Below are 13,279 nucleotides of genomic sequence, written 5' to 3'. Positions count from 1 at the left end.
AACTTTACTTTTAAGTGCGATAAAGTTCATCGCGGCTGAGCACAGAAAAACAAAATGAACATTTGGCACATAGATTATTTAGTTCATTTTTTCGCTTGAATATAAAAAAACACGGGCCTGTAAAGGCACCGTGTTTAGAAAGAACAGCTGTTATTTGAATGTTTCACCTTCGAACCGGTTTCCCCTTTCAGCAGGTTGCCTCCGGTTGACGTGATGATTTCATTTGTGACTTGATTGGAAATGGTGTGTGCAACGAGCTGCAGAAGGTCATTTACCTCCGTCTGCGAGTCCCTGAATTCCTGGATGACAGGGATCTGTTCAAGCTCTTCTTGCAGCGCGTCAATTTTTGCTTCTGCTTGTTTGAGCGCTTCATGCTTTTCATAATGCTTCAGATTGACAGCCTGCTTTTGGAGGGTTTTAATCTGATTAACGATTGCAGATACTTTGTCATTCTCATTAATTTGCGCTTCAGCCCGTTTGAAAAAATCAACCTCTTCAGTTTCAGAGATCATTTTTGCAAGGTTTCGTGCCTGTTGCACGATGTCTTTTTTTGAGTAGAGCGTCATCTTATTTCACCTCGATTGCTTCTCCTACCATTTCTCCGTCAAGCGACCATGTTTTCGCTTGCTGGATTTTCACGCGGACAATTTTGCCGATGGCTTCCTTCGGCCCTTTGAAATTGACAAGCTTGCTTTTTTCAGTGTAGCCGGCAAGAATATCAGGGTTATTTTTGCTTTCACCCTCAACTAATACTTCGACAACCTTGCCTTCATATTCCTTCATTTTTTTAGCAGAAATTTCATTCACCAGTGCGTTCAGGCGCTGCAGACGTTCTTTTTTCACGCGCATCGGTACATTGTCTTTCATTTTAGCAGCCGGAGTGCCCTCACGCGGAGAGTAAATAAACGTATAGGCGCTGTCAAATTCCACTTCGCGGTATAGAGAAAGCGTTTCTTCAAACTGTTCGTCCGTTTCGTTCGGGAATCCGACGATAATGTCCGTTGTTAAAGAAGCGTTTGGCATTGCCTCTTTGATTTTTCTAACAAGCTCCATGTATCGCTCTCTGTCATATTTTCGGGCCATCAGCTTCAGAACCTCTGAGCTTCCTGATTGAACCGGAAGATGAATGTGGTCGAGCAGGTTGCCGCCTTTTGCCAACACGTCAATGAGACGGTCGTCAAAGTCACGCGGATGACTCGTTGTAAAACGGATTCTCGGGATATCGATTTTTCTCAATTCGTCCATCAAATCACCGAGGCCGTACGTGATGTCTTCAAAGTCTTTTCCATACGCGTTTACGTTTTGGCCTAATAATGTAATTTCTTTGTAGCCTTCGCTTGCGAGCCTTCTCACTTCCTGAACAATCTCTTCAGGGCGGCGGCTTCTTTCTTTTCCGCGTGTGTAAGGCACAATGCAATACGTACAGAATTTGTCACAGCCGTACATGATATTGACCCAGCCCTTAATTTTTCCGTTCCGGACTTTCGGAAGGTTTTCAATAACGTCCCCTTCCTTGGACCAAACTTCTACGACCATTTCTTTTGAAAGGTATGCTTCTGACAAAAGCTCCGGCAGGCGATGGATGTTATGCGTTCCGAAAATCATATCGACAAACGGATGTTTTTTTAATATCCGGTTCACGACTGATTCCTCTTGAGACATACAGCCGCAGACACCTAAAATAAGGTCAGGATTGTTCTTTTTCAGCGCTTTTAAGTGCCCCAGTTCACCAAACACCTTATTCTCGGCATTTTCACGGATGGCGCATGTGTTTAACAAAATGACATTGGCATCGTCAACAGAGTTTGTCGCTTCGTAACCGAGCGCCATAAAGATCCCTGCCATAACCTCTGTATCATGTTCATTCATTTGGCAGCCGTACGTACGGATATAGAACTTTCTTCCGTCTCCTAATCCTTTAAATTGTTCAGAAATTTTAAAGTCATTATGATAGGTAACGGCTTCCTTGCCTCGTTTTTTCGCATCTTTTAAGGAAGGCGGAATATAAACAGCTTCAAAGTACTTGCTGTAATCCTTCTCGGATTTTTTGTCCGATGGATGAACTTGTCCGCTCTCTAATTTTTGTTTTTCATTCATGTCATGATTTCTCCTTTCAAACCAAACTTCCACCCTTCAGTATAAAGGTTATTGAAGCTCTGCACAACTGGCAACCTATCATTGTACACTTATTGAGAATAATAATCAATAAGGAATCAAAAGAGGAAGAGTATACTCTTCCCCTTACAATAGCCGGAGCTCCTTAGCCGTCTTTTCGATGACGTCAAGCGCCTGATCCAGTTCTTCTTTGGTGTGCTCAGCGGTAATCATTGTGCGGATTCTGGCTTTCCCCTTTGCAACAGTCGGGAAAACGATGCTTTGGGCAAAAACGCCGCGAGAAAGGAGCTGATCAGAAAATTGCTTTGCCACACCTTCATCACCTATTAAAATAGGCAGAATCGGCGTTTCACTCTGTGTGAGAGTTAGACCCATCTTTACAAGCATAGATTTAAAATAGGCCGTATTCTCCCATAAGCGCTCCATATGCTCCGGCTCTTCCAGCAAGACATCAATCGCTTCCATACAAGCTGCAGTGACAGCCGGCGGATGGGACGTGCTGAATAAAAACGGACGGCCTTTATGGCGCAAATAATCGATCAGCACCTTTGAACCGGCAGCGTAGCCGCCGAGCACTCCGATTGCCTTGCTTAGCGTTCCGACTTGAATATGGACTCTGCCATCCAGACCGAAGTGATTCACCGTTCCCCTGCCGTTTTCGCCAAGCACTCCTGATGCATGGGCGTCATCCACCATCACAAATGCGTCATATTTCTCAGCTAGCTCTACAATATCAGGCAAAGGGGCTATATTGCCGTCCATAGAAAATACACCGTCAGTCACAATCAGACGCATCCGATAATTCATTGACTTTCTCAGCACCCTCTCTAAGTCACTCATACCAACGTGCTGATACACCTTTTTATCCGCCTTTGTCAGTCTGATACCGTCAATAATAGAGGCATGGTTTAATTCATCTGAGATGACAATATCATCTTTTGAAAGAATACTTGAAAGTACGCCTTGGTTTGTTGTGAAGCCTGATTGGAATACAAGTGCCGCCTCCGTTTTTTTAAAGGCTGCCAGCTTTTTCTCGAGCTCTTGATGCATTGTAAATGTACCGGCAATCGTTCTCACTGATCCGGTGCCGGCTCCAAATTGCTGGACGGCCTCCTGTGCGGCTTTGATGAGTCTTGGGTGTGAAGTGAATCCGAGGTAATTATTGGAAGAAAGCTGAATAACATTTTTATGATTTACTGTGACAGAAGGGCCCTGCATTGATTCAAGCTGTTTTATCTCTTGCCACGTATGATTTTCTTTCATTCTATCAAGCTCTGCTTTTAAAAACTCAAATTCCTTCGTCATGTTTATCCCCCTTTTATGGAATTAAAATCACTTTTCCGCACTGGCCGCTTCTCATCAGTTCGAATCCTTTCTCAAACTCCTCTAACGGAAACTGATGGGTAATAACAGGTGAAAGATCGAGTACATTTGATTTGAGCAATTGAGACACCTGCCGCCAAGTCGAAAACATTTTTCTTCCGGTGATTCCTTGGATTGTTAGTCCTTTAAATACCACTTTATTCGTCAAATCAATTGTCACTGGGTGTTCCGGCAAGCTGAGAATATGAAATCTTCCCCCATTTGCGGCCATCGCCAGACCCTGCGCTATAGCTGCGGGATGGCCGGACATCTCACAAACGAGATCCGCTCCTTCCCCACTTGTTAAAGCGCTTACAATTTTGAGCGGGTCTTCTTTTTCAATAGAAACAGTACATGCAGCTCCCATTTGTTTGGCAAGCGTCAACCGATACTCATTTTTATCAATCGCTATTACTTGAGAAGCACCTGTTGCTTTTGCAACCGCAACAGCCATAAGGCCAATCGGTCCACATCCAATGACTGCAGTTGTTCCTCCTGCTGGCTGGCTCTCAAGCACTGTATGAACCGCATTTCCTAAAGGCTCTTGAATGGAAGCAATCGCCGGATCCATATCGGCGGGGTTTTTCCAAACGTTATCAGCAGGAACTTTTACATATTCCGCAAAACAGCCTGCCGTGTCCACCCCGATAATAGCAGTATTGGTACAAACATGAGATTTTCCGGTTACGCAAGGGACACATTCTCCGCAGACAATGTGCGTTTCCGCAGACACATACTCCCCCACTTTTATACTGCCGGCATTCTCTCCTACAGCTTCAACAATACCGCTGAACTCATGGCCGAAAACATAGGGTGTTTTGATTCTCTGACGTGCCCATTGATCCCAATTATAAATGTGCACATCCGTGCCGCATATTGAAGCAGCTTTCACTTTTATGAGGACTTCATGTTTATCGATCTCAGGAATGGGAACTTCAGTCAGCACAGCACCGAACATCCCGTCCTTTTTCATTAGAGCTTTCATCTTTCCACTCTGCATGTACAATCCTCCTTGAAAAATTCTTGTTACATTTGGATTGTACCATGATATGGAATAAGCGTAAACAGCACTGTCTTCTTGAGAAAGACAAAAGTATCCGTCTTGAAAAATGGGCGGATTTTTTTTCTGAAACGTTCTAGGTCATTGCTGACTTTTGTATATCACTCATTTATATGACGAAAATACTATTGGAAGAAAACATCACAATAAATGAAAAACAACCTGTTTGCATCATGCAAACAGGTTGAGAATGCTTTATTTGTTTTTAGCGAGGCTCCACGATTAATTTAATTGCCGTTCTTTCTTCCCCGTCGATCTGAATATCGGTAAAAGCCGGAATACAAATCAAATCAACGCCGCTAGGCGCCACAAATCCCCTGGCAATCGCCACAGCTTTTACAGCCTGGTTTAATGCACCCGCTCCAATCGCTTGAATCTCGGCGGCTCCTCGCTCTCTTAACACACCCGCAAGCGCACCTGCCACTGAATTTGGACTCGATTTTGCTGAAACTTTTAAGATTTCCATTTCTGCTCCCCCTTAGTTTTACAATGGATAAGTGAGTGTTCATTAGAACAATCATTATTAGATGTTGCTATCCAAAAAGCCATCCCCACAATGCTTTTCAAAAATAGCGGGCTACCTTCCATTTTTACTATATTCACTAAGGAGTTGCTATATTCCTGCTTTTCTTTTTAATATTTTTATAAAATAACCATATGTTCAATTATTCAAAGAACATGTGATCATCATTGATCAAGATCCGGTCAATTTTGACAGCTTTTTTCGTTTGGTCGTCGATGTCAATGACAACTCCGCTCAGCGTTGTTTTTCCTTCAGCGACAGTAAAACGGACTGGAAGGTTCGTTTTGAATCGCTTAATAATCGTCTCTCTGTCCATCCCCAGTATACCGTCATATGGGCCAGTCATTCCTACATCAGTAATATATGCCGTACCCTTTGGAAAAATGCGGTTATCCGCTGTTTGCACATGTGTATGAGTTCCGACGACAGCTGATGCCCGGCCGTCTGTATACCAGCCAAGTGCGAGCTTTTCACTTGTCGCTTCGGCATGGAAGTCGATAAAAATGTACGGTGTTCTTTTCGCAGCTTCGGCAATCAACTCATCCGCTTTTAAAAACGGATCATCAAGCGGCGGTAAAAACGTGCGTCCTTGTAAATTAATGACGGCAAGCTCTTTGCCGTTTGCTTTCACATATGTGATCCCTTTTCCCGGTGTTCCTTCTGGAAAGTTTGCAGGGCGAACCAAATTCGGAACGTCATCTATAAAATCGAAAATTTCTTTTTTATCCCATGTGTGGTTCCCCATAGTGATTGCATCGGCGCCAGCCTGGATTAAGCTGTGATAATTTTTTTCCGTCAGGCCTTTGCCATGTGCGGCATTTTCACCATTAATAATAGTAAAGTGAGGCTTATATTTTGATTTTAGCTTTGGTACATATTCTTTGACCATGTCACGGCCCGGTGAACCGACAACATCTCCGATAAATAAAATTCTCATTTTGTAAAAATCCTTCCTATTCTTCAAATTCTTTGGCCGTCAAAAAAATAAAGTGATGCTTAGCGCATCACTTTATTTTGCATACTCAACGGCTCGGGTTTCTCTGATTACTGTCACTTTAATATGACCTGGATAATCGAGCTCGTCCTCAATTCGCTTACGGATATCTCGCGCCAGTCGATGAGCTTCAAGATCATTAATTGAATCCGGCTTCACCATAATACGCACTTCGCGTCCAGCCTGAATGGCAAATGATTTTTCAACACCTTCGTAGGACTCAGAAATTTCTTCGAGCTTTTCAAGTCTTCGAATATAATTCTCGAGCGTCTCACTTCTTGCGCCAGGTCTTGCAGCGGAAAGCGCATCTGCTGCCGCTACCAGCACAGCGATAATGGAAGTCGGCTCTTCATCCCCGTGGTGTGATGCAATACTGTTAATCACGACTGGGTGCTCTTTATATTTAGTCGCAAGCTCAACTCCGATTTCAACGTGGCTTCCTTCTACTTCATGATCAATTGCTTTTCCGATGTCGTGAAGTAGGCCTGCACGTTTAGCAAGCTTTGCGTCTTCTCCAAGCTCCGATGCCATTAGGCCGGCCAAGAATGCGACTTCCATGGAATGCTTAAGCACATTTTGACCATAGCTTGTACGGAACTTTAAGCGGCCGAGAATCTTGATGAGATCTGGGTGGAGGCCATGAACGCCAACCTCAAATGTCGTTTGCTCACCCATCTCACGAATATAGTCATCGACCTCGCGGCGAGATTTTTCTACCATTTCTTCAATCCGTGCCGGATGAATACGGCCATCCTGAACGAGTTTATCAAGAGCAATCCTTGCTGTCTCACGTCTGATCGGATCAAATCCGGAAAGAATGACAGCTTCAGGTGTATCATCAATAATCAGGTCAATTCCTGTCAGCGTTTCAAGCGTACGAATGTTACGCCCTTCCCGTCCGATGATACGTCCTTTCATCTCATCATTTGGAAGATTAACAACTGATACCGTTGTTTCAGCAACGTGGTCCGCTGCGCAGCGCTGTAAGGCGAGTGAAAGAATGTTTTTCGCTTTCTTATCCGCCTCTTCTTTCGCGCGGTTTTCAGTTTCTTTTGTCATGATGGCGATGTCATGTGAAAGCTCGTTTTCAACCCGTTCAAGGATGATTTGTTTTGCCTCATCACGAGTCAGACTCGAAATTCGTTCCAACTCTGACTGCTGCATACGAATCATCTCATCCACTTTGCTTTCCATCTCTTCAATATGTTGTTGTCGTTCATTCAGAGAATGATCTTTCTTCTCCAACATCGCTTCCCGTTTATCAATTCCCTCATGTTTGCGATCAAGGTTTTCCTCCTTTTGGAGTAAACGGTTTTCTTGTTTTTGAAGCTCATTTCGTCTTTCACGAACTTCCTGTTCAGCATCTATTCGAAGTTTGTGGATTTCATCCTTTGCTTCAAGCAGAGCTTCTTTTTTCAGTGCTTCAGCATCACGCTTTGCATCTTCAAGAATTTGCTCGGCTGCACCGCGTGCGCCCGCAATTTTCGCTTCGGCAATGGTTTTACGAACAAAGTAGCCAACAACTAAACCGAGTAGAATCAGCAAAATGGAGATGAGAACCATCATAATTGGGGTCATACTTTCACCTCCTCTTGCTATGAACTTGGTTGTTGCTTAAATAAGTGTCGGCATGTACATTGTCTAGTTTTCTCAACATACAGAACCTTCACAGGGAATGAGTATTTTCATCGCCCTTGTCAAGTTTAAATGGTTTAACAATCATGTTAAAAAAACAAATGTTACAACTTCATTGTAAATGTGTCGGAAATACTTGTCAAGCTTGCCATCTTAACGTTTGCAGACCAGTTGCCTTTTTGGTGCTGCGTGCAATCCTTCCCAAAAAAAGATCATGAATCACTCTTGATTCAGAAGCTGGTATATTTTATTGTTCACTTGGCCCAGTTTAGCGTTATTTTGAATGTTCGACAACAAAATAACAATGGTTTGCCCAGATTTGCTAAAACTGTTCAAGATATTGAAGCCCGGCATGACACCATGGTTTGAATAGCTCCCGGGAGCAATATAAAATCCCATACCGTATGTGGAGCTGCTCCCCGGCGTAAACATCTTTTCATAGCTTTTTTGCGAATACAGTTTGCCGTTCATCAGCGCTTGGTCAAATTTGTACATATCTCCAGCGCTCATATAGATATCACCGGCTCCATACAGCTGGGATAAATCGGGCATATACGGTGTAATTGATCTTCTGGCCTTCAGCTTATAACCGACAGCCGGATAAGGTTCTTTATGGTATGTTTTGTAAAAGCCCGCATGCGTCATCCCCGCCGGTTTAAAAATATGATTCGTTATGTATTGTTCATAGGACTCACCGCTTGCTTCAGCAACAATATAAGCGAGAACAGAATAGTTGGAATCCTGATAGTCCCATACGCCCGGCTGACGTTTGATTCCCTGACGTTCTATGTCTTTTATTAAATCGTCCGGAGTGATTGCCCCGTTACCCTCAATATGTCCGTTTATTCCAGATGTATGTGTGAGCAGATTCTTCAAAGTAATCGTTTGTCCGTTAGGGAATTGAGGTAAATACGTGCTTACCGGATCACTTGTCTGAAGTTTTCCCTTTTCCTCAAGCTGCAAAATAGCGGTTGCAATCAGCGCTTTTTGTGACGAACCGACATAAAAAGATGTCAAAGGATTATTGTGAATGTGATGTTTACGGTCTGCATAACCAAAACCTTTATGAGTTACGATTTCTCCATTTCTGACAATCATGGCTGTTCCGCTGAAACCGATCTCATTTAAATAATTGCTGATTTTTTGATTACGGTCCACTGTTTTGATTTGTTCCTCTGTTTTTTTGGCGGTTTTCTCTTTAGCCTCTTTTTTCTGACCGATATCTGAAACTGCTGCAGTTTCTTGAGATGGCTCGTTCTCTTCACTATCTCGATGAAGCGCATTCCAAATCGAAAAGCAAATCATCGCCGCTAAAAAACCAAGCAAAAGTTTGCCTCTTTTATTTAGTTTTTTCCGTCTGCGTTTCGCAGTTCTTCTGCTGGTTGGGCTTGTCATTTATTTTTTCCTCCCAAAATAAATAAATCCATTTTGCACACGTTTTGTTAGACGAATGAGGCACTGAAAAAGTTGTCAAAAAAAGCAATATTTTTATCATTTTTTGCAAAAATAAAAAGGCTGAGTTTTTCACCCAGCCTTTAGTATCATTTCAAACTGATTTTATTTTTATTCTTTAAATTCTAATTCTTCTTGTGCCTCTTCAGCTTGCTGCACTGCTCCGTGATTATCCAAGCCGTAATGTTCGCGAATTTGCTCCTGAATCATTAGCATGATATCTTTATTTTCTTTCAAGAATTGTTTTGCATTTTCACGGCCTTGTCCAAGACGCTCTTCTTCATAAGAGTACCATGAACCGCTTTTTTGCACGATATCAAGTTCAGTTCCAAGATCAATGATTTCGCCTTCTTTTGAAATGCCTTCTCCGTACATAATATCAACTTCGGCTGTACGGAACGGCGGTGCCACCTTGTTTTTCACGACTTTGATTTTCGTTTTGTTCCCCATTACGTCGTTGCCTTGTTTCAGCTGTTCAGCACGGCGCACTTCTAGACGTACGGAAGAGTAGAATTTCAGCGCACGGCCGCCAGGAGTTGTTTCCGGGTTCCCGAACATAACACCGACTTTTTCACGAATTTGGTTAATGAAAATCGCGATTGTCTTCGATTTGTTAATGGCTCCTGAAAGCTTACGAAGCGCTTGAGACATTAAGCGTGCTTGTAAACCAACATGCGAATCTCCCATGTCGCCTTCAATTTCCGCTTTCGGAACGAGAGCCGCCACAGAGTCGACAACAACAATGTCAACTGCACCGCTTCGAACCAACGCTTCCGCAATTTCAAGCGCCTGCTCGCCTGTGTCAGGCTGAGACAGTAAAAGCTCTTCGATGTTGACACCGAGCTTTTGCGCGTATACCGGGTCTAACGCATGCTCTGCATCGATAAACGCGGCTTGTCCGCCCTGCTGCTGAACCTCAGCAATCGCATGAAGCGCCACAGTTGTTTTACCCGAGCTTTCAGGACCGTATACTTCAATAATCCGTCCGCGCGGATATCCGCCAATTCCTAGTGCCGTATCAAGAGTGAGGGAGCCGCTTGGGACAGTAGAAATTCTTGTATCTGTCTTTTCTCCCAGTTTCATAATGGAACCTTTGCCGAACTGTTTTTCTATTTGTTTAAGAGCCATATCTAAGGCTGCCTGACGATCACTCATTCTATTTTTTCCTCCTTTATGTTACCACTACATATACTATACCCTGTTTGAAGGGATTTGCCAAGAAAAAAGCGAACGCATATTCGGATTTTTTCTTGGCGTGATTTCTATCAAAATACCATAATGGATCAGAGAAATCATGTTTTCTTAGGAGGATAATGTGCTGAAAATATTATTTTTGTTCTAAAAGCTTCAAGATTAAATGGCAGCCGTATTTGGCGCCGCGTTTTCTGATTCCCGTTCTGGAACCCGCAAAGTGAAACTCGTGAACCTCTTCTTTTCCATTTGCTGAAATGCCGATAAACACATGTCCAGGCTCATGCCCTGCTTGCGTATCAGGACCTGCTACACCGGTAAAGCTGATGCCGATATCGCTGCCAGTGAGCTTTTGAACACCCTTTGCCAGCTCTGATGCGCACTCCTTGCTGACCGCCCCAAAACGGTCTAAAGTATCCTTCTTGACGCCAAGCACATGCTGCTTCACGTCGTTTGAATAGCAAACAACGCCGCCGGTAAATAGTGTTGAAGCACCGCTAAGATCCGTCAGCCATTCAGAAAACAGCCCGCCGGTAAAGCTTTCTGCGGCGGCAATCGTAATGCCTTTTTCCTTACATGCTTTAGAAAGCTCTTTTACAAGGGAAGTATCATCGTAGCCATAGAAAAATTCCCCGACACGTTCTAAGATAACAGCCTCTGTTTCTTTTAACAGACGCCCCGTTTCCTTTTCGTCAGCATGTTTGGCTGTCAGACGCAGCGTTACCTCTCCGTCAGCCGCCAAAGGAGCGATTGTCGGGTTCGTTTGCGCATCAATAATATCTTCCAAGTCGGCTTCAAGCTGAGATTCGCCGATACCGAAAAAGCGAAGAACGGTTGACACAATTTTTTCATTTGAGCCCATCTTTTTCAGCAGAAGAGGCTTTGCCTCGTTTTCAAACATGGGACGCAATTCGCTTGGCGGCCCAGGAAGAAGCATATAAAAGCGCGAATCGTGCTCTGTGAGCATTCCCGGCGCCATTCCGAAGTGATTCGCCAGTACGTCAGATCCTTCGATCACAAGCGCCTGTTTTCGGTTATTAGGTGACATCGTTCGTTTTGTCCGTTTGAAATAATCCTCAATGGATTGGAACGCTTCATCATTTAATACGAGCGGACGGCCCAGCACATTTGCAATCGTTTCTTTCGTCAGATCATCTTTTGTCGGTCCGAGACCTCCTGAAAAAACAATGAAGTCAGATCGTTCTTCAGCAGTACGGATGACCTGCTTCAGCCGCTCCGGATTATCTCCGACTGCTGTATGATAAAATACGTTCACTCCGATTTCAGCGAGCTGTTTGCTGATAAATTGAGCATTTGTATTGGCGATTTGGCCAAGCAGCAGCTCAGAACCGACTGCAATAATTTCTGCTTTTTTTGGAAATTCCATGACGTAAGTCCTTCTTTCTTAATTAGATGTTTTCAGCGCTTCCCAATTTTTGGAGAAGTATTCCCAACCTGAAACGACAGTAAAGAAGACGGCTACCCACAGCGCCAAGTCAGCAAACGGGAATGACACAAGTTCAAACGGAAGATTATGAAGAAGCAATGCGGAAACCGCAATGATTTGTGCCCAGGTTTTAATTTTACCAAGCATATTAGCTGCTACGACTTCTCCAGTTCCGGCTAAGACAAGCCTTAAACCTGTCACGGCAAACTCCCGGCTGATAATCACAATGACCATCCAAGCTGGAGCAAGATCAAATTGAACAAGGATAATTAACGCTGCGGATACAAGCAGTTTGTCCGCAAGCGGATCAAGAAATTTCCCGAAGTTTGTCACGAGATTCAGCTTTCGGGCATAATACCCGTCCACCCAGTCTGTTGTGGCTGCAACAATAAATAGAATAGCGCCCGCCAAGTGTGCGACTGGGATCGATTCGTCTCCAAATTCGAGCCTGCCCCAGTCAAACGGCGCCAGCATGATCACCATGAAGATTGGGATTAATGCGATTCTAGCTAGTGTGATTTTATTTGGTAAGTTAAACATAAAGCCCCTCCAATTTCATACTCGGACGTGAAGAAAAGTCACCTGGTAATTAAGATGACTTTTCTTCCTTTTTATTTACAATCTTTATGGTTTGTGCCATCACATCTTTCGGATCAAGTTCATAGGAAAGAACCTTACCGTTAATTTTTATTTTCAGATTAGGTGCATATCCGGTGCGGATTTCAACTTGTTTCTGATCGGTTATGTCTTTTTTATAGGTTTCGTCTTTTTTCAGCGTTCCCTCTTTTAAAGAGCTGCTGTTTTCATCGCGCACTCGAATCCAAGAGCTGTCTGATGCCTTCAATTCAAGCTCGATTTTATCAGCGCCGGACACTTCATAAGTTGTTAACGATCCTTCAGTGCCAGTTGCTTTAATCTCCAGTTTATCACTGTCACTTTCTTCTTTTTTATCTTCATTTTCTTTTGTTTCTTTTTTAGTGTCAGCCTCTTTTTCAGAGCTGTTATTTTGATTCTCTTTTAGCGTTGAATCTTTAGGGATTTCGTACTTGCTTTCACTTTGCGTAATTGTCTTTTCCGAAGCTGAATGATTATCATCGCTGCTTTTATGATTCGTAAATTGTATAATCGCGTACACAATCGCAATCACAACAATTACACCTAGAATCACAAGTATCGTTGGCAGCAGTTCCAGCGCCTTAGATGCCGACTTTGGCATCTCCTTTTGAAGCTTCATGCCCGAGATCTTTTCAGACACATCGTCATGATACGTATTCGGGATATCTTTTTTATGCTCCTCAAACAGCTGATCGGCATCAAGCCCGACGGCCTCGGCATATTGCTTGATGAATGCCCGAACATAAAACTTCCCCGGAATAATGTCATAGTTTCCTTCCTCCAAGGCGGTTAAATACCTTTTTTGAATCTTTGTTGCCGCTTGGAGATCATCCAATGACATTGCTTTTTCCTCTCTGGCCTCTTTCAGCCGGATTCCTAGTTCAG

12 protein-coding genes are annotated in these 13,279 nt (G+C 43.5%); all 12 read right to left on the bottom strand.

Going from position 1 to position 13,279, the window contains the following annotated elements:
- Positions 1-134 precede the first annotated feature (134 nt).
- Positions 135-566 (bottom strand): regulatory iron-sulfur-containing complex subunit RicA, encoded by a 432-nt coding sequence (gene ricA / locus ABZM97_RS09300; RefSeq protein WP_202327667.1) that lies wholly within the window; start codon positions 564-566, stop codon positions 135-137.
- Position 567: 1 nt separating this feature from the next.
- Complete coding sequence (miaB, locus tag ABZM97_RS09295) at positions 568-2,097, bottom strand: tRNA (N6-isopentenyl adenosine(37)-C2)-methylthiotransferase MiaB (RefSeq protein ID WP_087991662.1); 1,530 nt, start codon at positions 2,095-2,097, stop codon at positions 568-570.
- A 144-nt stretch (positions 2,098-2,241) separates the two neighbouring features.
- Positions 2,242-3,420 carry a glycine C-acetyltransferase gene (locus ABZM97_RS09290; protein ID WP_087991661.1) on the bottom strand — a complete coding sequence of 393 codons (1,179 nt, stop codon included), beginning with the start codon at positions 3,418-3,420 and terminating at the stop codon, positions 2,242-2,244.
- A gap of 13 nt (positions 3,421-3,433) precedes the next feature.
- Positions 3,434-4,477 (bottom strand): L-threonine 3-dehydrogenase, encoded by a 1,044-nt coding sequence (gene tdh, locus ABZM97_RS09285; protein WP_253269102.1) that lies wholly within the window; start codon positions 4,475-4,477, stop codon positions 3,434-3,436.
- A gap of 265 nt (positions 4,478-4,742) precedes the next feature.
- Positions 4,743-5,003 carry a stage V sporulation protein SpoVS gene (spoVS, locus tag ABZM97_RS09280; RefSeq protein ID WP_003154135.1) on the bottom strand — a complete coding sequence of 87 codons (261 nt, stop codon included), beginning with the start codon at positions 5,001-5,003 and terminating at the stop codon, positions 4,743-4,745.
- A 199-nt stretch (positions 5,004-5,202) separates the two neighbouring features.
- Positions 5,203-5,997, bottom strand: coding sequence for a 2',3'-cyclic-nucleotide 2'-phosphodiesterase (gene ymdB, locus ABZM97_RS09275; protein ID WP_148961786.1), 795 nt, complete (start codon positions 5,995-5,997; stop codon positions 5,203-5,205).
- Between the two features lie 72 nt (positions 5,998-6,069).
- Positions 6,070-7,632 carry a ribonuclease Y gene (rny, locus tag ABZM97_RS09270; RefSeq protein ID WP_003221010.1) on the bottom strand — a complete coding sequence of 521 codons (1,563 nt, stop codon included), beginning with the start codon at positions 7,630-7,632 and terminating at the stop codon, positions 6,070-6,072.
- 276 nt (positions 7,633-7,908) lie between these two features.
- Positions 7,909-9,084: a serine hydrolase gene (locus ABZM97_RS09265; RefSeq protein WP_253269101.1), complete on the bottom strand. Its 1,176-nt coding sequence runs from the start codon at positions 9,082-9,084 to the stop codon at positions 7,909-7,911.
- A 168-nt stretch (positions 9,085-9,252) separates the two neighbouring features.
- Entirely contained in the window at positions 9,253-10,296 is a 1,044-nt protein-coding gene (gene recA / locus ABZM97_RS09260) for a recombinase RecA (protein ID WP_087991658.1), read from the bottom strand.
- 172 nt (positions 10,297-10,468) lie between these two features.
- The gene (locus ABZM97_RS09255; protein WP_087991657.1) at positions 10,469-11,719 is read right to left on the bottom strand and encodes a competence/damage-inducible protein A; all 1,251 of its coding nucleotides are present in this window, start codon (positions 11,717-11,719) and stop codon (positions 10,469-10,471) included.
- 18 nt (positions 11,720-11,737) lie between these two features.
- Positions 11,738-12,319, bottom strand: a complete 582-nt coding sequence (gene pgsA / locus ABZM97_RS09250) for a CDP-diacylglycerol--glycerol-3-phosphate 3-phosphatidyltransferase (protein WP_087991656.1) — start codon at positions 12,317-12,319, stop codon at positions 11,738-11,740.
- Between the two features lie 49 nt (positions 12,320-12,368).
- Positions 12,369-13,235, bottom strand: coding sequence for a cell shape determination protein RodZ (gene rodZ / locus ABZM97_RS09245; RefSeq protein WP_207194100.1), 867 nt, complete (start codon positions 13,233-13,235; stop codon positions 12,369-12,371).
- Between the last annotated feature and the right edge of the window lie 44 nt (positions 13,236-13,279).

Origin of the sequence: Bacillus vallismortis (assembly GCF_040784915.1) — a bacterium.
Lineage (GTDB): Bacteria > Bacillota > Bacilli > Bacillales > Bacillaceae > Bacillus > Bacillus subtilis_G.
The sequence above is the reverse complement of the archived record's forward strand: the minus strand, read 5'-3'. Positions and strand labels throughout refer to the sequence as shown.

Coding starts and splice junctions, on each gene's coding strand:
- ricA (WP_202327667.1), bottom strand. CDS start 566: ATGACGCTCTACTCAAAAAAAGACATCGTGCAACAGGCACGAAACCTT.
- miaB (WP_087991662.1), bottom strand. CDS start 2,097: ATGAATGAAAAACAAAAATTAGAGAGCGGACAAGTTCATCCATCGGAC.
- ABZM97_RS09290 (WP_087991661.1), bottom strand. CDS start 3,420: ATGACGAAGGAATTTGAGTTTTTAAAAGCAGAGCTTGATAGAATGAAA.
- tdh (WP_253269102.1), bottom strand. CDS start 4,477: ATGCAGAGTGGAAAGATGAAAGCTCTAATGAAAAAGGACGGGATGTTC.
- spoVS (WP_003154135.1), bottom strand. CDS start 5,003: ATGGAAATCTTAAAAGTTTCAGCAAAATCGAGTCCAAATTCAGTGGCA.
- ymdB (WP_148961786.1), bottom strand. CDS start 5,997: ATGAGAATTTTATTTATCGGAGATGTTGTCGGTTCACCGGGCCGTGAC.
- rny (WP_003221010.1), bottom strand. CDS start 7,632: ATGACCCCAATTATGATGGTTCTCATCTCCATTTTGCTGATTCTACTC.
- ABZM97_RS09265 (WP_253269101.1), bottom strand. CDS start 9,084: ATGACAAGCCCAACCAGCAGAAGAACTGCGAAACGCAGACGGAAAAAA.
- recA (WP_087991658.1), bottom strand. CDS start 10,296: ATGAGTGATCGTCAGGCAGCCTTAGATATGGCTCTTAAACAAATAGAA.
- ABZM97_RS09255 (WP_087991657.1), bottom strand. CDS start 11,719: ATGGAATTTCCAAAAAAAGCAGAAATTATTGCAGTCGGTTCTGAGCTG.
- pgsA (WP_087991656.1), bottom strand. CDS start 12,319: ATGTTTAACTTACCAAATAAAATCACACTAGCTAGAATCGCATTAATC.
- rodZ (WP_207194100.1), bottom strand. CDS start 13,235: ATGTCATTGGATGATCTCCAAGCGGCAACAAAGATTCAAAAAAGGTAT.